Below are 20392 nucleotides of genomic sequence, written 5' to 3'. Positions count from 1 at the left end.
ACTGGGACGGTGGAATAGGAGCGCAAATGAGCCTGGCATTCAAGGAAAAGGGCGGTTATGTTGTCGTCAGCCTCTCCGGACGCATGGACGTCCATCTAGCCTCAGAAATCGAAACGAAGCTGAACGAGCTGATCAAGAAGTTTGCCGACAAGCATTTCATTTTGAATCTGGAAGGCGTGGAGTATATGTCCTCTTCCGGGCTTCGCGTATTTGTTTCGTTGATGCGAACTTTGAAAGATGGCGGACGCAACTTGAAGCTCTGTAACCTTTCTATTGCTGTGCGCAAGGTATTCGAAGTCGTAGAGTTGATGGACATGTTTGATATATTCGAAACCGAAGAAGAGGCTCTGGCCAGCTGAACGCGCCCAGCCACTCGGGCAAGCCCGGCCTTCGCCGCCGGATCATCAACGCCCTCGCTCGTTTATTTGGCCTGCATCCGGATGTTAGCGGGTTGGTTTCCTCGGCGGTACGGCTGGCCAATCCCCACCAGGCGGCCTTGCCTGTAGAAAACCTGCCCATGGCCTCGCGGGTCTTTGCCTCGGGCATGTGGAACTACGCCTTTTTCCAATTTTATCCGGAGTTTGTCCGCCCGCACTGGGTGGCCCGTCAATATGATCACCGCAGCCCGGGTTTTGCTCCGCGCGGCGCGACCATGTTGTCTGTGAATCTCACTCATCGCAACTGGGCTGGTCTTCGATCGCCGGAGGGCGAATCCTTTGCCGTAGTTGATCCAGCCGGGGCTGTCTCGCCGGTCGCCGGCTACTACAGCCTCGAACTTGCTCTCTACCAGGCCGACCAGATCTACACTGCTCCCACTCCTGGAGATTTCCGCATACGACAGAAGCTGGTGCGCGGGCTGCCGGTTTTTCGTACAAGCTTTCGACGCGCGGATTTTCAAGCGGACTGGACCGTCGCCGGCAGTTCGGAAAATCCGGAGATCCTGCTCTGTTCGCTGCGCTATCGCTACACCGGAGCAACGCCGGCGCGCATCGGTCTATGTGTACGGCCCTTCAATGTTGAAGGGCCTGCGCCGATTTCGCGCCTTGAATATCGTTCCATTAGCGCTGGCGGAGGAGGCGAGGGCGGCGTCATCGCCCTCAACGGGTCGCCGGAAATTTCGCTGCTGCAGTCCCCGGATCGCATCGCGCTTTCCAATCTTGAGCAAGGCGATGCCATCCGTCGCGGACAGGCCTGGCTGGAAACGGAATGTCCCTTTGGCGTCTGCACGGCCGTGTTCCACTACCAACTAAAACGTCGCGGCGAAATACTTTTCGTAGCCCGTAACTACCAACGCGAACACCTGACCAAACAAGACGCCGAGTTGCTCAATAATCTTTTCACCAACGCCGCTCGCAACGAGCGGCGTCGACCGCCGCGATTGAAGTACGTGCGCGACCGCTCTGGCCGGGCGCGTAAGATCAAAGATCTTCAAACAGCCGCAATCTTCGATCCAGCGCGGATCTTCAATCTGCGCCCGGCCGCTGTAACCGGCGGTATCAATCGCTCACTGCGCAAGTGGCGCAAGCTGACTGAGCGAGGCGCGGAATTTCATTGTGCGCGTCCGCAGTGGAACGAAGCGGCGCAGGCTATGCGCGGGCACTTGCTATCCCTTCAAACAGCGCAGGTGATTACGCCAGGCGCATATACATACCACATGTTCTTCTTTCGCGATGCCGCCTATATGCTGTCGGCACTGATGGCCTGGAACTATCTCGATAAAGCGCGCCGCGTTGTGGAGCGTTATCCGGAGCGTATTGACCGCAATGGCTTCTTTCGTTCGCAGGAGGGCGAGTGGGACTCCAATGGCCAGGCGATCTGGACCATTGCGCGCTTTGCCGATCTGGCCGGCGACCAGCGCCTCTTGAATGAAGTCTTCTCGACTGTACTGCGCGGCGCAGAGTGGATCGTCGACCATCGCCGTCGCGGCTACCAGGGCAAACTGTTGCCGGCGGGCTTCAGCGCAGAACACCTGGGACCGGCGGACTACTACTACTGGGACAACCTCTGGAGCATCGGCGGTTTGCGAGAGACCGTGCAGATTGCCGAGCAATTGCAGCGTAGCGCAGCAGCTTCGCGGTTTCGCAGCGAGCTGGAGTCCTATCGGAATGACTTCCGCCAGATTGCGGCGGCAGATCTGGAACGGCTGGGCGCCCTGCCGGCGGGCCCTGGACGACCGCTTGATTGCGGGATGATCGGCGGGCTGCCCGAACTCTATCCGCTGCGATTGGGTCTATTCAGCGATGTCGAGAATCGCAATACTTTGCGGCAAATCGAGCGACGCTTTTGCGATCAGGGGCTCTTTCTTCAAAATATCATTCATTCCGGCTACAACGTCTATCTCAGCCTGCAGCTGGCGCAATGCTGGTTTGTCCTCGGCGACGTGCGTCGCGCGCGAAAGCTATTGAAAGCGGTGCTGCGGGCGGCTGCCGGATTCTGGACTTATCCAGAGGGCATTCATCCGCAAACTGGCGGCGGCTGCATGGGCGATGGCTTCCATGGCTGGGCCTTTGCCGAGGCGCTGTTACTGTTGCGCGAATTTGTAGTTTCGGTGCGCGAAGATCGATTGCGCCTCTTTGCGGGTCTGCGTCGTCGGGAGCTGCACGGCGGCGAACTGCGTTTTGGCCCCTTTCCTGTAGGCAGCGGTGCGCGCCTGCGAATAAGCGGCCAAATGGGCGAACGGCGCGGCGAATTGCTCATCGAAGCGCCTGAAATTGCACGTAGCGGAATCAAGAGCGCTGAGCTGAATCTGCCGGCCTTGCGCGCTGGCGGAAACTTGCGGCTGGAGGGCGCCCGTTTGCAGCGCAGCAGCTCCCGCAGCGCGGTCTTGATTGATCTTAGCGAACGAATTTGCCTGCGCTACGAGGTCTAGACGCTCTCAAAGCTTCTTATTTGACATCAGTTTCTTGCGAAACTCTTCGGATCCAAAGTTCGCATCAACCTTGATGATCTCCGGCGAACGGTAGGGATGCTTGTCCATAATGTACCGTTCAATATCGGAGTAGTAGCCTTCACGAGCCTTCATCAACAGCTTGAATTCGTCGTCGATGTGAATTTGTCCTTCCCACATGAACACAGTCTTTACGGGGATAATATTGCCGCTCAGAATGAAGCCCTCGCTGACCAAATCAATCAAGATTTGTTCGGCCAATTCCTCTTCGTTGATTGCAGTTAGCACTAGCACTTCAGACATGGAGGGCCTCGATGAACAGACTGCAGCTCGGGCCAGAATCGTCAAGGAGACCGCAGGCGTTCCAGCAGCAGCGGATTGACCAGTTCTGGAGCTTCCCAGTTAGAAACGTGTCCTGCGCCTTCAATCGGCCGAAAGATGACGCCTGGAATTTCTGCGGCCATCTGCTGGCCTACGCTCAAAGGAATGACCTGATCCTGTTTTCCCCAGATGAGCAGCAGGGGCCTCTGCACAGAGTAGGCCTGCAAATAGGCCAGCCGCATACTCTGAAGCGGCATACTGCGCAGCGAGGAAAGTAAGGCTGCTTTGAATCCAGCGTAGCGCATCTGTGCGGCAAAACTGCGGCGGTAATTCTCGAAAAGACCCTGACGTTCCAGATTGGTGTGCAATCCCCGTAGCAGCATTTGGTCGCCAAAGCTGAGAATCATCCAGTCGCCCAGCGCCGGCAGCGATGCCAGCCTGGCGCGCGCCGGAAGCTCGAGCGGAAAGCCCGCCGGCGAAATGAGCGCAACTTTTCCAATCCACTCTGGACGCTCGAGGACGTGCCCGGTCACGATGACGCCGCCCATCGATAGGCCGATGATATCTGCTCGTCGGTCGAAGCCTGTCTTCTGCCGAAGTTCGCTAAGCTGCCGCAGAAAGAGCTGTAAATTGTAGCTTCGACGCGGGCGATCGCTCAGTCCGCGGCCGTAAAGATCGTAACGTAATACTCGGAAGCCGGCGGCCGTCAGGCCTTCCACGCTGCGGTCCCAGATGTATACAGGCGAAGCCAGGCCACAGACCAGTATCACTGGCTTGCCGGCTGCTGGACCGGAAATCTCAAAGTGCGTTACGCCATCGCTCAGTTGAACAAACTGATCGGCCGGTGCGGCGCCGCTGCGTTCCTGGCTGGAGAGTCGCTGCCGCTCTCCGTCGGCAAGTATGGCTGGCAGCGCCAGGGCGATGAGTACGCCGGCCAGCAAAAGCCGCGCTTTCCAGCTCAATTGAAAGTCGAGGGCCAGACGCATAGGCATGATGAGCCTGAGGCCGGGCGTTCAGGCAAGAAAAAACCCCGGCGCCCTTTGACGGCAACCGGGGTTGGCCAGCGCTCAGGCGCCGGAGCTTACTCGTACATCGTCTTGATCAAATCCTGATACTTCTCGGTGATCAAGTGACGCTTCAGCTTGAAGAGGTTGGTCAATTCGTCGCCGACCTCGAAGGTTTTTGGCACCAGACGGCAATCGACTACCCGCTCAAAGGACTTGAAGCCGGTTTGTCCGCTGACCAGCGTTTTCACTTCTTCGCGCATCATCGTCAATGCATCGTTGTTGCGAGCAATCGCTTCCACGCTGGCGCCGTAGTCTTTCATGGCATCGGCATTGGGAACGATCAAGACGGTCAGGTATTTCTGGTCCTGGCCCACAACCATGCACTGGTCGATCAGCGCCGATTCCAGCAGCTTGTTCTCGATTGGGACCGGCTCAACGTTTTCGCCGCCCAGCAGAACTACTGTTTCCTTGGAGCGGCCGACGATCTTCAGCGTATTGTTGAAGGTCACCATGCCCAGGTCGCCGGTGTTCATCCAGCCATCCTTCAGCACTTTTTCCGTGGCCTCCGGATTCTTGTAGTAGCCCTTCATTACGCCCGGGCCCTTCACATGGATTTCGCCCTTGCGCCCGCGGCCTTTGGGACCCGGGTAGATGACGTTGCCGCTGGACATGTCCACCAGACGCAGCTCGGTGCCATTGTAGATGGGACCAACGCTGCCGATTACCAGCTTATTGAAGGTGCGCACGGAAATGACCGGACAGGTTTCGGTCATGCCATAACCTTCCAGCACCGGAATGCCAATATCGTTGAAGAAGATATCAACGTGCAAAGGCAGGGCGCCGCCTCCCGATACCGAGCCGCGCAATTGTCCGCCGGTCGCGCCGCGGATTTTCCGCAGAACAACAAAATCCAGCAGCAGATAAGGCAGCAGGAAGATCACCAGGCGCAAAATCTGCAGATTGGCGATCAGGTAAGACACGATCGGATTTCTTCCGGTGGTATCCAACTGCTTGAAGGTCAGGAAGCGTACGGCGCCTTTGAAATTCTTGGCGCAAAAGTAAGCGGCATTGAAGAGACTGCGGTTGATGGCCGGTCCATCCGTGACCCGCTTCTTGATACCTTCATAGATGCTTTCCCAGAGGCGAGGCGCAGAGGCCATGAAGGTTGGCCGCACTGCAGCCAGGTCCTCGCGAAGGTTGCGAATATTGGTGTAGTAAACGGGAGCGCCGCCGCCGACCGAAATCATCTCAAATACTCGCTCGAAGATGTGCCACACCGGAAGGATCGATGTGATGCGATCGTTCGGATTGATATTGATCGGAATGTTCTGAACCTGATACACCATGTTGGCGTGGGTCAGCATGACGCCCTTGGGCGTGCCGGTGGTGCCGGAGGTGTAGATCAGCGTGAACAAATCGTCAGGCTTGATTTGCGCCGTCCGCTCTTCAACGCGACGATCGCCGCTGGCGCGCATCTGCTCGCCCTTGGCAATCAAGTCGTACATATGGAGAACATCGCCCTCGGGACGCGTTTCCTTATCCATCATGATGACAACTTTGACGTTGGGAAGCTTGGCGCGATTGGCCTGCAGCTTATCCAGCATTGCCTTGTGTTCTACAAAGACAACTTTGGCATCGGAGTGCGCCAGGATGTATTGAATATCCTGGTCAGTAACATCCGTTCCACGAGGTACATCGGCAGCGCCTGTAAGCAGGATGCCGGCGTCGGCCACGATCCATTCCTCGCGATTGTCGGCCAGCAGGGCGACATGTTCGCGGGCTTGAACGCCAAGATCGATCAAGGCCGTGCCTAGCGCGCATCCGCGATCGTAGAGTTGCTTGAAGCTGATCGGGTGAAAGACCTTCTTCTTGTCTCGCGTCAAGAATGCGGGCTTATCGCCGTACTTTTCTGCTGACGTGCGGTACAGCTCCGCCAGGTTCTTAATGTTCTGAGCTATCACCTTTTCCCCTCCAGGTCAGTTCGACCGAGACAGAATGTCGGGTCGCAACGATATCTTGGGTGACGATTGTGTGGGGGAATGCAATGGAAGTTCGAATCCAATGTCAACCTTTTATGACCGCTTTGTTACGCGTCGTGATCAACTGCAGTCCACGTTGTGCGTGGGCCTGGACCCCGACCCTGAGAAATTTCCGGCCGGCTACGCCGCTGGCGGCGACATAATTAATGAGACGCTACTGTTTCTAGGCGATGTCGTGGAGGCCACCGCCCCTTTCACTGTAGCTTACAAGCCAAATCTGGCCTTCTTTGAACGCCTGGGATCCCAGGGCTTCCTGCTGTTTGAGACCTTGATTCGCGTGATCCGCAGCATTGCTCCGGGCGCGCTGATTATCGCCGACGCCAAACGCGGCGATGTCGGTTCGACGGCGGAACACTACGCGGCCGCGTATTTCGATTCTTTTGGCTGTGACGCCATGACCGTAAGCCCCTACATGGGAATGGACACGGTAACGCCCTTCCAGCGCTACGCGGACCGCGGTATCATCGTGCTCTGTCATACCTCCAATCCTGGAGCGCCCGAATTTCAAGCGCAGGGCGATCCGCCGCTGTACCTCCGCGTCGCAAAAGCCGTGGAACAGGCCAACCGTGAAAGCGGCAATCTGTGGCTGGTCGTGGGCGCTACTCGCTCCGCCGATTCGATTGCCAGCATTCGCGCCGCTGCGCCTTCCACGCCTTTCTTGATTCCCGGAGTCGGCGCCCAGGGCGGAGACCTTGCTGCGGCGATGAGCGCCGCCGGCCGGGATTGCCTGGTGAATGTCAGTCGGGCTATTCTCTATGCCGGCGAACACCGTGACGTAGTGCCGCGCGTGGCGGCTGCTGCTGCCCGCGACTATGCGACCGAGATGCGGCGCATACTGGAAGTAATCTGAACCTGGCTGTCCGGCAAACCGCCGGCGGCGCCGCCGGGCAGGCAAAATCTCCTTGTCCTGGAGTACGGTCTCTGAGTTGTTGAGGCCAGTTGGGCGTTTGCGCACAGCGTGGGAGCAGGCAGTAGATGATTCTGGCGAAGAAAATCTTTGGTTCGTCGATCGGCAAAAAAGCAGTCATGGCAATCACCGGCGGCGGCCTCGTGCTTTTCCTGACCGGCCACCTGGCCGGCAACCTGTTGGTCTTTGCCGGTCCGGATGCGATCAACGAGTACGGCCACAAGCTGCGCAGTCTACCGGCTCTGCTGTGGACGGTTCGGCTGGGGCTACTGGCTTTTTTTCTGTCACATGTAATGCTGGGCATCAGCCTGACCCTCGCCAATCGGCGTGCGCGCGGTTCAAGCTACGCCTACAACAATACAGTACAGGCGTCGATTGCGTCACGCACCATGATCTACAGCGGCCTGGTAATTCTCTTCTATGTGATCTACCATCTGCTGCATTTCACAATGGGCGTCGCTCACAGCGAGTACTCCGGCGCTCACGATCAGATGGGTCGCGCGGACATCTATCGCATGGTAGTGCTGAGCTTCCAGCAGTGGCCCATTGCCGCTTGCTATGTAGTCGCAATGTTCTTTCTGGCCTTGCATCTGAGCCACGGCATACCGAGCCTTTTCCAGTCTCTCGGCTGGAACAGTCCGCGCTTCGATCGCATCTACAAGCGCGTCGGGCTAATCCTTTCTATTGTTTATTTTGTCGGCTACACCTCGATTCCGGCCTCCGTTTGGCTGGGAATTGTGAAGCTGCCCTGATCGAAATCCGGCGAGTAGAGTTACAGGAGTTCCTGCATGGCCCTAGATTCCAAGATTCCCGGCGGTCCCGTTGAAAAGAAATGGGATACGCACAAATTTGAAATGAAGCTGGTGAATCCGGCAAACAAACGAAAGTTCGATGTGATTGTCGTCGGTACCGGTCTGGCCGGCGCCTCGGCAGCGGCAAGCATGGCCGAACTTGGCTACAATGTGAAGGCCTTCTGCTTTCAGGACAGTCCGCGCCGTGCACACAGTATCGCCGCTCAGGGCGGAATCAACGCCGCCAAAAATTACCAGAATGATGGAGACAGTATCTACCGATTGTTCTACGATACTGTGAAGGGCGGCGACTTTCGCGCCCGCGAGGCCAACGTTTACCGTCTGGCGCAGGTCAGCGTAAACATCATCGACCAGTGTGTGGCCCAGGGCGTCCCCTTTGCGCGCGATTACGGCGGGCTGCTTTCCAACCGCAGCTTTGGCGGCGCACAGGTTTCCAGAACTTTCTACGCCCGCGGCCAAACAGGTCAGCAGCTGCTGCTTGGCGCATACCAGGCCCTGGCCCGTCAGATCGGTCTGGGTCGTGTGCAGATGTATCCGCGCACCGAGATGCTGGAGCTGGTGATCAAGGATGGCAAGGCGCGCGGAATTGTAGTTCGCGATCTGGTCAGCGGAAAAATCAGTTCGCACAGCGCTCATGCTGTGGTGCTGGCCACCGGCGGCTACGGCAACGCCTACTTCCTGTCCACGAACGCCAAGGGCTGCAATGTTACTGCAAGCTACCGCGCTCATAAGAAGGGCGCCTACTTCGCCAATCCCTGTTACACCCAGATCCATCCGACCTGCATTCCGGTCAGCGGCGACTACCAGTCCAAACTTACGCTGATGTCCGAATCGCTGCGCAATGACGGTCGGGTGTGGGTGCCTAAGAATAAGGGCGACTCGCGTGCGCCGGGGCAAATTCCCGAGGGCGAGCGCGACTACTATCTGGAGCGCCGTTATCCAAGCTTTGGCAACCTGGTGCCACGCGACATTGCTTCGCGCGCCGCCAAGGCGGTTTGCGACGAGGGGCGCGGCGTGGGGCCCGGAGGCCTTGGCGTATATCTCGATTTTGGCGATGCCATCCGCCGACTGGGAAAACACGCTATTGAAGAGCGCTACGGCAACCTGTTCCAGATGTACGAGCGTATTACCGGCGAAGATCCCTACTCAACGCCCATGCGCATCTATCCGGCCGTGCACTACACCATGGGCGGCCTCTGGGTGGACTACAACCTGATGTCTAACCTGCCGGGGCTGTTTGTGATTGGCGAAGCGAACTTCAGCGACCATGGCGCCAATCGCCTGGGCGCCAGCGCGTTGATGCAGGGTCTGGCCGACGGCTACTTCATCCTGCCTTACACCATTGGCAACTATCTGGCGCAGATTGGCTGGAACGATGTGATCTCCGACTCCGATCCAGTATTCAAAGAAGCGGAACGAGAAACCAACGAGCGTCTGCACAAGCTGATGGGCATGCATGGCAAGCGCTCGGCCGACTCCTTTCATCGCGAACTGGGCTTGCTGATGTGGGAAAAATGCGGCATGGGCCGCACCGCCGGCGGTCTGTCCGACGGCATCAAGAAGATTCAGGCCTTGCGCGAAGAGTTCTGGCAGAACCTGCAGGTGCCTGGCAGCGGCGCCGAGCTGAACAAAGAACTCGAAAAGGCCGGCCGCGTGGCTGACTTCATGGAGTTCTGTGAGTTGATGTGTATCGACGCGCTGCATCGCGAAGAGTCCTGTGGCGGTCACTTTCGCGAAGAGTACCAGACGCCTGAAGGCGAGGCGCTGCGTAACGACGACAAATTCACCTACGTAGGGGCCTGGGAATACACTGGCATGAATCAGCAGCCGCGCTTGAACAAGGAGGCGCTCAGCTTTGAAAATGTTCATCTAACGCAGCGCAGCTACAAGTAGCGCCAAACAGATCAGATTTTAGAGCGCCGGGAAAGAATCACTATGAAAGTAACACTGAAAGTATGGCGACAGAAAGGACCGAACGAGAAGGGCAAGTTGGAAACGTATCCGATGGACAACGTCAGCGAAGACATGTCCTTTCTGGAAATGCTTGATGTACTGAACGAAGAGCTGATCGCCAAAGGCGGCGATCCAGTAGCCTTCGATCACGATTGCCGGGAGGGCATCTGCGGCATGTGCGGCATGATGATCAACGGCATGGCTCACGGACCGGAAAAGGGAACGACCACCTGCCAGCTGCACATGCGCAAATTCAAAGATGGCGACGAGATCACTATCGAGCCCTGGCGAGCGCGAGCCTTTCCTGTACTGCGCGACCTGGTTGTTGATCGCGGCGCATTCGATCGCGTCATTGAAAAGGGCGGCTTTATCTCGGTGAATACCGGCAATGCGCCAGATGCCAATGAGATACCGGTACCCAAGGATTCCGCCGACCTGGCGATGGACGCCGCCGCCTGCATCGGCTGCGGCGCCTGCGTGGCCTCCTGCAAAAATGCCTCGGCGATGCTGTTTGTATCGGCCAAGGTATCGCACCTGGCTATGTTGCCGCAGGGCCAGGCCGAGCGCTCGCGTCGCGTGCAGGCCATGGTAGCGCAAATGGATCTTGAGGGCTTTGGCAACTGCACCAATCAGTATGAGTGTGAAGCGGCCTGTCCCAAGGAGATCAGTGTTCGCTTTATTGCCAGGATGAACCGCGACTACCTGAAACGTTCGGTTGGCGATCCCAGCGAGTTGGCCGGCTCTGGCAGCAAGGGCGGCTTCGGCTGAGGCAGTCGATTGTAAGGCGCCGCCGGCGCCGCCGGCAGCGCCGGCAGTAATAAGCGCTTGGGGCGGGGATCAGGCAGCGCCCGGAGCGCTGAGGCGGTAGAGCACATGGCGCCGCAAGGGATGGCCCGGCGGCAACAGTGGATGATCAAAATCATCGCTGGCATTGTGACTCATCCCCAGGCGTTCCATTACCCGTCGCGAACGAAGATTGTCGATGCTGGTAAATGAAACGATTTCGTCGAGGTCCAGTTCATCGAAGGCAAAGTCCACGCAGCGCTCGGCGGCCTCAATGGCGTAGCCCTGTCCCCACGCCTCAAAGGCCAGACGCCAGCCGATCTCCACACAGGGCGTGAAGTGGGCGTTAAACGTCGCCTGATTGAGTCCGGTGAAGCCAACAAAGGCGCCACTGGCCTGTTCCTCCAGCGCCCAGAGCCCGTAACCGTGCAGGGCAAAGTGCGCATGGATGCGAGCGCTCAGTGCGTCGCTTTCCTGGCGGCTGAGTACTTCCGGGAAGTGCTCCATGACGCGAGGATCTGCATTCATTTGGGCAAAAGCCTCGCGGTCCGTGGCGCGCCAGGGCCGCAAGATCAGGCGCTCCGTACGAAAGAGCATGGCAGCCGGAGCATGGGCGGCATCGTCGCCGCCGAAAGCAAAAAATGGTCGGCGGCGCGGAGCGCGGCCTCAGTTCTGCAAGGTCCAGGCCACCGACTCGCCGGCGCGCAGCGGGACCAGCATCTCACTGCCCATTGGCAGACTGCTGGCGACGACTTGCTCTTGTTTTCGCAGCCGAATGCTTCCCTCATTCAGCGGCAGGCGATAGAAGCGGGCCCCATGTTCCGACAGGAAGGCCTCGAGAAGATCCAGTCGATCCGCCTGGTCAAAAACCTCGGCATAGAGTTCTACGGCAGTCGAAGCGGTGAAGATTCCGGCGCAGCCACAATCCTGTTCCTTGCGCTCTCGGGCATGCGGGGCGCTGTCCGTTCCGGCAAAAAAGCGCGGATGGCCAGATAGCGCCGCCTGAAGCAAGCGTTGGCGATGACTCTCGCGCTTGAGCACTGGCAGGCAGTAATGATTCGGGCGAAAACCGCCGGCAAAGAGGGCATTGCGATTCAACAGTAGATGATGGGCGGTAAGCGTTGCGGCAACGTTCGCGCCGGCCGTCATCACAAAATCAACGCCCTCCGTTGTGGTAACATGCTCCAGCACCACTCGCAATCCTGGAAATCGTTGCAGAGCCGGTCCAAGCTCGCGTTCCAGAAAAATGCGCTCGCGATCAAAGACATCAACCTGTGGATCGATCGATTCTCCGTGAACTAGCAGCGGCAGATTGATTTCTTCCATGACCGCCAGTAGAGCATCAATATTGGCAAGCGCTCGTACTCCCGATTCGCTGTTGGTGGTGGCGCCGGCCGGGTAGTACTTCGCGGCGAACACAATTCCGCTTTGCTTCGCTTCGCGGAGCATTGCGGGAGTAGTCGCTTCGGTCAAATAGAGGGTCATCAGCGCCTCAAAGGATGCACCTGGCGGAAGCGATTGATATATTCGCTGCCGATAGGACAGAGCATCGTTGAGGCTGCGCACCGGCGGCCGAAGATTGGGCATAACAATGGCGCGACGAAACTGTCGTGCACTGTAGCCTACCAGCGACGATAGCGCCGGTCCGTCGCGCAGATGCAGATGAAAATCATCCGGTTGACGAATCTGCAGAATTTGTCCAGGCGCCGCCGGCATGAGAACAGGGAACCGGGCATCCCGCCGGAGGCAAGTCGATTAGAGATTACTGAAACAGAGTTGTGGCGGCAGTCCCAGTTCCAGCGCACAGCTCAGGGCGGCAGCGCCAAACTGATTGGAACCGGCCCAGTAAAGGCAGGCGTTATCCAGGCGCAATCTGCTGTTGCGCATATGACTGAACAAGTCGCCGGCGAAGGCATCGACGCCTTGCGGCAGGCTGGAACTCTGATCCAGGCTGAGATGCAGCGTCAGCCCTTCGCTGCGCCATTGCTCATGTTCTTCGCTGTAGGGGAGGTGAGCAGCGGAGAAGGATGCCTGCCAGAAATGAACGACCGATCTTCGCCCGGCCGGGAGCTGTTTGAAAAGGGCGCGCAACGGCGCTGCGCCTGTGCCCATGGCCAGCATATGGATTTCCGCGCAGCTTTCAGGCGGCGCCGCGAATCCCTTGCCCTGTGCGATGCTGCAACTGAGTTCAAAGCCCCGGGCGGCGCTGCAAATTGCTGCGGCCAGACCGTTCTGGTCTTTGATCAACAATTCCAGCCAGGACTCGCCAGGCGCACTGGCGAGGGCAAAATAGCCTTCGCGCTCGCCGCTCTTCAATTGCAGGAATTGTCCAGCCTGTCTGTAGCTCTGCAAAATCTCGTCGGGCGCTTCCCACTTGAGGCGATACAGATCCCGACCGGAGGGATGCTTGCTGCTCAGCCGAATCGTGTACATGAGCCTGGCATTCTCAGCGCGCCGCCTGGCGTTTGCTCTTTGCTGTCTTGCCCTTGCTGCGCGGCGCTCGCCGCAGTGTGGCCGGCGCCGGATTCTGTGGGCTGCCGTAGAAGGGGGTTTCCAGAAAATTGTCATTGCCCGAAAGGCATTCCAGAAAGCTGCCCTGTTTATCGCTGCGTTGAAGCAAAAAGAAAGCTCCCCAGGCCATGTTGGGCAGCAGCCGCGCCAGCAGACGGGCCAGCGCCGGCGGCAGCGGATAGAAATTCGAACCACGGTATTTGCGCAGCTGAAAGAATCCGCCCCTCTCTGCAAAAGACTGAAAGTCGGGTCGAGTGAAGCCGCGGACATGTGCGCTGTAGGTTTGAATCGGCGTCGGCTGCTGCCCGAACAGCAGTAACAGACGATTGTGCAGGCTGGCCAGATTGGGAACGCCGACGATGAAGTGTCCGCCTGGCTTCAGGACTCGAGCCGCCTCGGCCATGATCCAGAAAACTTCCTTTGTATGCTCCAGGATCTGATTTGCGACCAGTAAGTCAAAGACGCCGTCGGCAGCCGGCAGGCGGTCATGCTCGATGTCCAGTGCGTGTGTGCGAATTCCCGCCTGACGGCACTCGGCGACATTGGGCGGATAGCTTTCGACGCCATGCAACTCGAGCGACGCTCCGGCGCCGGCGGCGTCGCGAACGTTCTTCAGGTCCAGTCCATGGCCACAACCCAGATCGAGCAGGCGAAAAGGATGCTGCGTCGCAGTCCGGGCCAGTGTGCCGCCCCAGTCGGCGATGATTTCACGGCCGTAGTTCAGGAATTCCGTTCCTGATTTGAGCCGGACAAAGAGCGCGCGCAACATCACATGCATGGCCGCTTGACCGCTGACTGCGGCAACCAAATTCTCGAAAATGAATCGACCGCGGCCTGGCGAAGCTCGAGATCTCTCCGCATGGAGCTGAAATCATCGGTGGTGCTGATTACGGGCGCCTCCAGCGGAATTGGCGAGGCCACGGCCCGTGAGCTGGCCTCAGCAGGCGCACGACTGACGCTTGTGGCGCGGCGCATGCCGGAACTGCGCCGCGTGGCCAGCGAAATTGCGCCGCCAGAAGAACCCCTGTTGGTCGATGCCGATATTACCAGCGCCCAGGACCGGCGACGCATCCGTGCCGCCGTCGAACAGCGCTTTGGCGCGCTGAACGTTTTGATCAACAACGCGGGTATCACTGCCCACGGCCGCTTTGATGAATCCGACCTGGCCATCATGCGCTCAGCCATGGAACTGAACTTCTTTGCCGCCGCCGAACTGACCCAGGAATTGCTGCCGCTGATCAAGCGCGCTGAGGGAGCGCGTCGCATCTTACTGGTTTCTACGCCATCCGGGCTATATGGCGTTCCGGGCAGGTTTGCCTACTCCGCCAGCAAAGCCGCGGGCCATGTCTGGATGGAGACGATGCGTAGCGAACTGCATGGCGATCGTATCCGCACGGTCATTTACTGTCCTGGTTATGTTCGCACCAATCTGCGCAGCTCGGGTCTGGCCGCCGACGGCAGCCGCCTGAGCGATGAACAGGCCAGCGGCGCCATCAGCCCACAACAGGCAGCGCGCCGCTTGCTGCGTGCGTTGCGCGGTCGCAGACGGATCGTTCTTGGGGACAAGCTGGGTCGGATCGTCTACTGGTTGCGGACACTGGCCCCTGGACTGCTGGAGTGGCTGATGCGGAAGCGGCTGAAAAAAGACTTTCAGAAAAGCGCGCCAGATCCAGGTTCCTGACTGCGACAGGGCCGCCTGATCGCTAACTGCCATGGCGGACGCCTTTATTCCACCTTCTTTGAGCCTGCCTGTCGCCTGGACGGTGGATTTTACCCTGCCGCTGCTGCTGAAGCAGGTGCATAACATCCAGCGCGTCCACATTCAAGATAGCGATCGTGCCATGCTACGTGCGCTAAAGAGTCAGCGCCTGATCTATGCCAGCAATCATCCTTCCACAGCCGAACCGCCTGTAGCCTACGCGGTAGCAAATCGCATGGGCGCGCGTTTTCACTATATGGCGGCGCGCGGCGTCTTCGATTGGGGCTATGGCTTTGTGGGCCGTTTCATCCAGAGTGTAGGCGCCTTTTCCGTTTTGCCGGGTATAGCCGATCGAGAATCGCTGCGCCAGTCGCGCGCTGTCCTTTCGGCGCCGCAGGGGAAACTTGCACTCTTTCCGGAGGGCGAACCCACCAGCGGCGAAAACGACAATTTGATGCCCTTCCAGTCGGGACTGGCGCAACTTGGATTCTGGTCCCTGGAAGATGCGCGCAAGAATGAGGCTGGCGCTGATATCAAAGTCCTGCCGGCCTTTGTGAAGTATGTCTATCATGGCACAGACCCCGCTCTCAAAGTCGAACTGCACACATCGCTGCGACGCCTCGAGCAGCGGCTAAAGATTGATCCCGGTAACCGCAATTTGCTGCGACGCTTTCTATTTCTGGGGCGTATGTTGCTGGAGCGCGCCGAACAGGAGTACCGCATTCCAGCGGCATCGAAAACGGACTTTGACTACCGCGTTGGTCGGCTGCGGCACGCGATACTGGATCAAGTGCAGGACCGCTTTCGTTTTCCTGGATATGAACCAGGGGCTGACGCTATTCACAAGCTGCGGTTTCTGATGGCCCAGCTGGAAGTGATTGAGGTCGGCCTGGCCGAAACGGCGCGTCTTCCACAATTGAAGCGCGAGGACCGCGCCTGGGCGCGTCGCGAATGCCTCAAGGCCTATGCCTTTATTGCGGCGCGCGCCGGCTATTTGATCGAGCGACCTACTCCGGAACGGTTCTTTGAATGGCTGACGCGGTTCGAGAACTTTGTCTTTCAGGAAAGCAAGTCGCGGCTGCGCTCGGCGCATGTATTTTTCGCGACGCCTATTTCACTTGGCGATGCTTACAACGAGTATGCAAAAAACAAGCGGCGTACCGTGGAGCGCGTCACGGTAGAGCTGCGCAGCGCCATTGACCATCTGATGCAACAGGCCCTGGCTTTGAGTCAACCGTTGGTCCGGCCCGGGGACTTGAGCGAGGAGCTCGGCTAAGCTTCGTCGACTGCGCGTCAGGACAGGCAGGCAAAAAAGAAAGGCTGGCGTTGCGGCCAGCCTTTCTTCGTCCGTAGCGCCGCCTCTGGCTTACGGTGTCGTTCCGCCGCCGCCGCCGGCTTGCGCCGGGCCCGGGGCCTTGGAACAATCCACAAGCTCAGGCCAGGCCTCTGGATTGCGCGCATTTTCGCGTATCAGGCGATAGAGGCGATTCTTGCGCTCGCAGTCCGGTCGATCGAAATCAAGGGTTGCGCCATCGAAATGGACCTCGAAAACATCGGTCAGGACGCGCAGTTCGTCAAAAAAGATGTACACCGGCTCCAGACTGGTGCGCGGCGTCGCCCGCAGTTTGAACTGCCGAAAGACGAGGGTCTTTACTGCCGGAAAGCTGTCCACGCCCTGGGGAACGCTGTTGGGAATCGAAACAGTCAGCGGACGCCAGCCAATGAAGTCGACGGATCCAAACTTCAGGATGTGCGTCTCGCCCTTCCAGTCATCGATCCAGGCTTCCAGTTCGTACTCGTTGCCGCGACCCATGACCCAGACTGATAAGGCCTTCACCTGGCCCGGCATATCCACGCCGATCACACAGTCGACGTAGACCGGTCGATTTGGATTGCTGTACTGCGATTGCGTCTGGTCTTGAAAGCAAGACGGAATCCGGTAGTTGCTATCGGCCAGCGCGGTTTCGTTCAGGTGGGGACGAGCGCGTTCTACCATGTAATGGTCAACGCGGGGCGGCCGCAGGCTCACTACGTTGTTGCCCGGAAATGTAAAGGCGAACTTCAAGCCAAATACGCGCGCTTGCGGATAGTTCTGGTTCTCGCGAATGTCGCGCGGCGTGCCGGCAATCAGCTTAACTTCGCGCTCCATCTTGAGGTTGGCCAGCGCCGCTTTATATGTTTCATTTGGCTGAGGACGCGGATCAACGTTAGTCACTGCTTCCCAACCGTAGCCGCCGTTGCTGTAGTCTTTGTCCCAGCTTTCAATGGTGATGGCGCGCAGTTCGTGCGAGCTTACGTCGCTGCCAATGGCGGTCTCCACCGCGGCAATCGGCGAATGCAACATAGCCAGACCGACGGCAAGGGCCGCGCTGAGCCCCAGCGGGGCGCATTTCTTTGACACATCTTTGAGATTCATAGCTTGTATCCTGTGTTCCTGAGCTGCTACGTCGGTTTACCAGTTGTCCAGAATTTCAGATCCTGGATAGCTTTGCTCGCTACGGTCCACCAGCGTCTTGAGTCCGTCTACGTAGAAGTAGAACGTCCCGCCAACTTCATGGTGGTCGCTGGTTACAAACAGGCTAACAAAGTGCAGGTTCTTATCCAGTAGCGAATAGCGAGTGCTTTGCGGCAGCCAGCCGGGCACGGTCACCGTCAGTCGGCGCCAGCCAAAAAAATCCAGTCGGCCAAAATCAAGGGTATGCAAATGGCCGCGATAGTCGCGCAGCTTGATCGATAGCGTGTGACGGAAATTGCGTCCCAGCACCCAGATGCTGAACTGGCGCGCCTTTCCACGGACAATGAACTCCTGAGGCGGAAAGACTTCTACGCGGTCAAAGCCGCGATCATTGAAGTAAGTCTTAACGCCCAGAATATGGTTGGGGCTGGCGGCGTTCTGGTAAATGGAGTATGCTTCCTCTGCCGGCGGGCGGGCGTTCTCGTCATCGGTGGCGCGAATTTCGCCGCGTTGCACGATTTTCAGCACGCGCGTATCGCCCAGTGGCGATGTGGCCTTGGCGCGCCAGTCTTCCGCTTCCTCGAAGTCTTCCACGGTATCAAGCGCAAGCCCCGTTGCAGTGTCGCCGACCGGAATGCTGGCCGGCGTTCCGGCCCCGCCGGGAGGATTTTGACCGGCAGGTTGGCCGGCGGGCTGGCCGGGCTGTTGCTGCGCAAGCAGCGGAACAGCAGCAATCAGCGCCATGATGACAATCCGTTTCATATTCATGGTTCTTGCTCCGAATAGCCGCATCAGGACTTCCATGCCTGAACTTCCGGTTCAGAGCATCCATGCTCCGCCGGTTGCGGTCAATAGTCTTTATCGGTCGGCGGAGGGCGGAACCTGGGATGGAGGGCCAAATTTTTGTGCGGCCGGCGGGACCCGTTTTGATCGGTCGGGCAGCCATTGCCTCCCTGCGGCAGGCGACGGCCGTCGGCGGCGGGCGTCGCTCATTGATCGCCAATTCGCTGCAGGGTTTCGCGTACCAGTTCGCTAAAGTCGCGGCGAATTGGCGCCAGCTGTTCCTGTTTGCTGGTATAGAGGTTGTCTCGCTTCCCCAGCAGGCCGGCAACGCCGATGCGATCCATGATCATGGCTTCAAAGAGCAGGTCCTCATATTGTTCGCGCAACTTGCGGCCCTGCTCTTCATGCTCCCGAACCAGATGCTGGCCCGCCTGCCGGACTCGATTGCGCACGATGCCAAGGTTGCGCGCCTGGCTCTGCACGCCGCGCTCGCGAACCTCAGCCTGCATGTTTTTGATATGCTGCAAGATAAAGGGGATGCCGTAACAGCTGATAAAATCGGGGATCGTGGGCACCAGAAAATAATCCGAGGCGATGATCGCATTGCCCGAAACCAGATAAATGTTGGGCGGACAGTCAAAGAGGATATAGTCGTAGCGCTTGCGCAGCGGCGCCAGCGCTTCGCGCAACAAGAGGTAGCGTTCCAGATAGAATTCTTCCATGCTGCCAATGCGACGAGGCTTCTTGCTCATCAGCCGCATCTCGTATTCCGGCAAATCCAGGTGCGAGGGCAGCAGGTCGAGACCTGGAGTATTGCCCGGCAAGTTGTCCCAGGCGCGATCCAGCGCGTTTTCGATGATCCACGAAGGATCCAGCTCCGGTTTCTCCGATTCGTAAAAGGAACGGACTACATTAATTACTGAACCCTTGCGTTCCAGCCAATCGGCCCAATAGTGCTCATCGACGGTGGAGAGCGAAAGGGAACATTGGGGATCGAGGTCGACCATCAACACCCGCTTTTCGTGCAGCGCGGCCAGTCCGGCGGCCAGCTGCAGGGTGATCGTCGTTTTTCCAACGCCCCCTTTGTAGTTGATGATCGAGATGATCTTTGCCATGTTCCGTCGAGAATTGAGTTTTCGGGCAGGGCGCCCCTTTAGAAATTCGACCATTCAGCCGCTTGATTTGAGGTCAGGGTTTGCGCCTTTCCGGCCTGGCGGCGACGGCGGGAGCATTTTGTGATCATTGTAACAGGAGCGGCAGGCTTGATCGGCAGCGCCGTAGCGCGCCAACTCAACGAGCGCGGCGAGCGCAATCTGCTGCTGGTCGATCACCTGGGCGTAGGCGACAAGTGGATGAACCTGCGCTCGCTTGCCTTCAGCGACTACCTTGAGAAGGATGAATTCCTCGCGATGGCCGAGCGCGCACTGGCGCATCCCGGGCAGGCCCCCGAATTCAACGGACTGAAGGCGATCGTACATCTGGGCGCCAACAGCGCGACCACGGAGAAGGATGCCAGTCATCTGATACAGAACAACTATCGCTACTCCATCCGCATGGCGGAGCTGGCGCGAATGTATGGAGTGCGCTTTGTCTACGCCTCCAGCGCCGCCACCTACGGCGAGGGCGAAAACGGCTTCGAGGATAACCTGGAAGAATTGCAGCGTTTGCGCCCGCTAAACGCTTACGGCTATTCCAAACAAATGTTCGATTTGTGGATGCGTCGCTTTCACTTTGAAACATCCGCTGCGGGCATTAAGTATTTCAATGTTTACGGCCCCAATGAGTACCACAAGGGAGAGATGATGTCGCTGGTGCTCAAGGCCTACCGGCAGATTGTGGGCGACGGCAAATTGCGCCTGTTCAAGAGCTACAAGCCGGAGTACAAAGACGGCGAGCAAATGCGCGATTTCCTCTACGTGAAGGATGCGGCGCGCATGACCGTGCACCTGCTGCTGGATAGCAAGGCCAGCGGCGTTTTCAATGCCGGCAGCGGTCTGGCCAACACCTGGCTGGATCTGGCGCGCGCCATCTTTGCGGCGCTGAAGTTGCCGCCGCAGATTGAATTTGTCGACATGCCGGATTATTTACGTCCCAAGTATCAATACTACACCTGTGCGCCGATCCATCGGCTGCGTCAGACGGGCTACAACGGTGCAGTTACGCCGCTGGCCGATGCCGTGCAGGATTATGTGGCTGGTTATCTGGCCCCTGGCGAGCTGCGCGCCTGATTGCACC

The 20392-nt window shown here is 58.4% G+C and carries 19 protein-coding genes; 9 read left to right on the top strand and 10 right to left on the bottom strand.

Going from position 1 to position 20392, the window contains the following annotated elements; genetic code table 11:
* Window positions 1–26 precede the first annotated feature (26 nt).
* Window positions 27–359 carry an anti-sigma factor antagonist gene (locus K1X75_15410; protein ID MBX7059450.1) on the top strand — a complete coding sequence of 111 codons (333 nt, stop codon included), beginning with the start codon at window positions 27–29 and terminating at the stop codon, window positions 357–359.
* Between the two features lie 92 nt (window positions 360–451).
* Window positions 452–2869 carry a hypothetical protein gene (locus K1X75_15405; protein MBX7059449.1) on the top strand — a complete coding sequence of 806 codons (2418 nt, stop codon included), beginning with the start codon at window positions 452–454 and terminating at the stop codon, window positions 2867–2869.
* Window positions 2870–2875: 6 nt separating this feature from the next.
* Here K1X75_15405 and K1X75_15400 read toward each other — a convergent pair whose 3' ends face one another.
* From K1X75_15400 to K1X75_15390, 3 genes are all read right to left on the bottom strand, one after another.
* The gene (locus K1X75_15400; GenBank protein ID MBX7059448.1) at window positions 2876–3190 is read right to left on the bottom strand and encodes a divalent-cation tolerance protein CutA; all 315 of its coding nucleotides are present in this window, start codon (window positions 3188–3190) and stop codon (window positions 2876–2878) included.
* Between the two features lie 41 nt (window positions 3191–3231).
* Complete coding sequence (locus K1X75_15395) at window positions 3232–4200, bottom strand: alpha/beta hydrolase (GenBank protein ID MBX7059447.1); 969 nt, start codon at window positions 4198–4200, stop codon at window positions 3232–3234.
* A gap of 89 nt (window positions 4201–4289) precedes the next feature.
* A complete protein-coding gene (locus K1X75_15390) occupies window positions 4290–6161 on the bottom strand; it encodes a long-chain fatty acid--CoA ligase (protein MBX7059446.1) in 1872 nt (623 codons plus the stop codon).
* A 115-nt stretch (window positions 6162–6276) separates the two neighbouring features.
* Between K1X75_15390 and pyrF the strand changes: the two genes are divergently transcribed.
* From pyrF to K1X75_15370, 4 genes are all read left to right on the top strand, one after another.
* Window positions 6277–7104, top strand: coding sequence for an orotidine-5'-phosphate decarboxylase (pyrF, locus tag K1X75_15385; protein MBX7059445.1), 828 nt, complete (start codon window positions 6277–6279; stop codon window positions 7102–7104).
* Between the two features lie 125 nt (window positions 7105–7229).
* A complete protein-coding gene (locus K1X75_15380) occupies window positions 7230–7913 on the top strand; it encodes a succinate dehydrogenase cytochrome b subunit (GenBank protein MBX7059444.1) in 684 nt (227 codons plus the stop codon).
* 36 nt (window positions 7914–7949) lie between these two features.
* Window positions 7950–9866, top strand: a complete 1917-nt coding sequence (locus K1X75_15375; protein MBX7059443.1) for a fumarate reductase/succinate dehydrogenase flavoprotein subunit — start codon at window positions 7950–7952, stop codon at window positions 9864–9866.
* 42 nt (window positions 9867–9908) lie between these two features.
* Window positions 9909–10694 carry a succinate dehydrogenase/fumarate reductase iron-sulfur subunit gene (locus K1X75_15370; GenBank protein MBX7059442.1) on the top strand — a complete coding sequence of 262 codons (786 nt, stop codon included), beginning with the start codon at window positions 9909–9911 and terminating at the stop codon, window positions 10692–10694.
* Window positions 10695–10763: 69 nt separating this feature from the next.
* On the opposite strand, the gene K1X75_15365 is transcribed toward K1X75_15370, so the two are convergent.
* The 4 genes from K1X75_15365 to K1X75_15350 form a co-directional block, all read right to left on the bottom strand.
* Complete coding sequence (locus K1X75_15365) at window positions 10764–11306, bottom strand: GNAT family N-acetyltransferase (protein ID MBX7059441.1); 543 nt, start codon at window positions 11304–11306, stop codon at window positions 10764–10766.
* Window positions 11307–11375: 69 nt separating this feature from the next.
* Window positions 11376–12425 carry a dihydroorotase gene (pyrC, locus tag K1X75_15360; GenBank protein MBX7059440.1) on the bottom strand — a complete coding sequence of 350 codons (1050 nt, stop codon included), beginning with the start codon at window positions 12423–12425 and terminating at the stop codon, window positions 11376–11378.
* A gap of 39 nt (window positions 12426–12464) precedes the next feature.
* Window positions 12465–13142, bottom strand: a complete 678-nt coding sequence (locus K1X75_15355) for a hypothetical protein (GenBank protein ID MBX7059439.1) — start codon at window positions 13140–13142, stop codon at window positions 12465–12467.
* A 13-nt stretch (window positions 13143–13155) separates the two neighbouring features.
* The gene (locus tag K1X75_15350) at window positions 13156–14028 is read right to left on the bottom strand and encodes a class I SAM-dependent methyltransferase (GenBank protein MBX7059438.1); all 873 of its coding nucleotides are present in this window, start codon (window positions 14026–14028) and stop codon (window positions 13156–13158) included.
* Window positions 14029–14079: 51 nt separating this feature from the next.
* On the opposite strand from K1X75_15350, the gene K1X75_15345 reads away from it, so the two are divergent.
* Complete coding sequence (locus K1X75_15345; protein ID MBX7059437.1) at window positions 14080–14901, top strand: SDR family oxidoreductase; 822 nt, start codon at window positions 14080–14082, stop codon at window positions 14899–14901.
* Window positions 14902–14932: 31 nt separating this feature from the next.
* Complete coding sequence (locus K1X75_15340) at window positions 14933–16195, top strand: 1-acyl-sn-glycerol-3-phosphate acyltransferase (protein MBX7059436.1); 1263 nt, start codon at window positions 14933–14935, stop codon at window positions 16193–16195.
* Between the two features lie 90 nt (window positions 16196–16285).
* Here the strand turns inward: K1X75_15340 and K1X75_15335 are convergent, their stop codons facing one another.
* The 3 genes from K1X75_15335 to K1X75_15325 form a co-directional block, all read right to left on the bottom strand.
* Window positions 16286–17335 carry a flagellar filament outer layer protein FlaA gene (locus K1X75_15335; GenBank protein ID MBX7059435.1) on the bottom strand — a complete coding sequence of 350 codons (1050 nt, stop codon included), beginning with the start codon at window positions 17333–17335 and terminating at the stop codon, window positions 16286–16288.
* A gap of 36 nt (window positions 17336–17371) precedes the next feature.
* Window positions 17372–18118, bottom strand: coding sequence for a flagellar filament outer layer protein FlaA (locus tag K1X75_15330; GenBank protein ID MBX7059434.1), 747 nt, complete (start codon window positions 18116–18118; stop codon window positions 17372–17374).
* A gap of 245 nt (window positions 18119–18363) precedes the next feature.
* Window positions 18364–19272 (bottom strand): AAA family ATPase, encoded by a 909-nt coding sequence (locus K1X75_15325; protein MBX7059433.1) that lies wholly within the window; start codon window positions 19270–19272, stop codon window positions 18364–18366.
* 120 nt (window positions 19273–19392) lie between these two features.
* On the opposite strand from K1X75_15325, the gene rfaD reads away from it, so the two are divergent.
* Window positions 19393–20385, top strand: coding sequence for an ADP-glyceromanno-heptose 6-epimerase (gene rfaD, locus K1X75_15320; protein ID MBX7059432.1), 993 nt, complete (start codon window positions 19393–19395; stop codon window positions 20383–20385).
* The last annotated feature ends 7 nt before the right edge of the window (window positions 20386–20392 follow it).

Source organism: Leptospirales bacterium, from assembly GCA_019694655.1.
GTDB lineage: Bacteria > Spirochaetota > Leptospiria > Leptospirales > Leptonemataceae > SSF53.
Note: the sequence above shows the minus strand (reverse complement) of the source record. Positions and strands in the feature narration are given on the sequence as shown.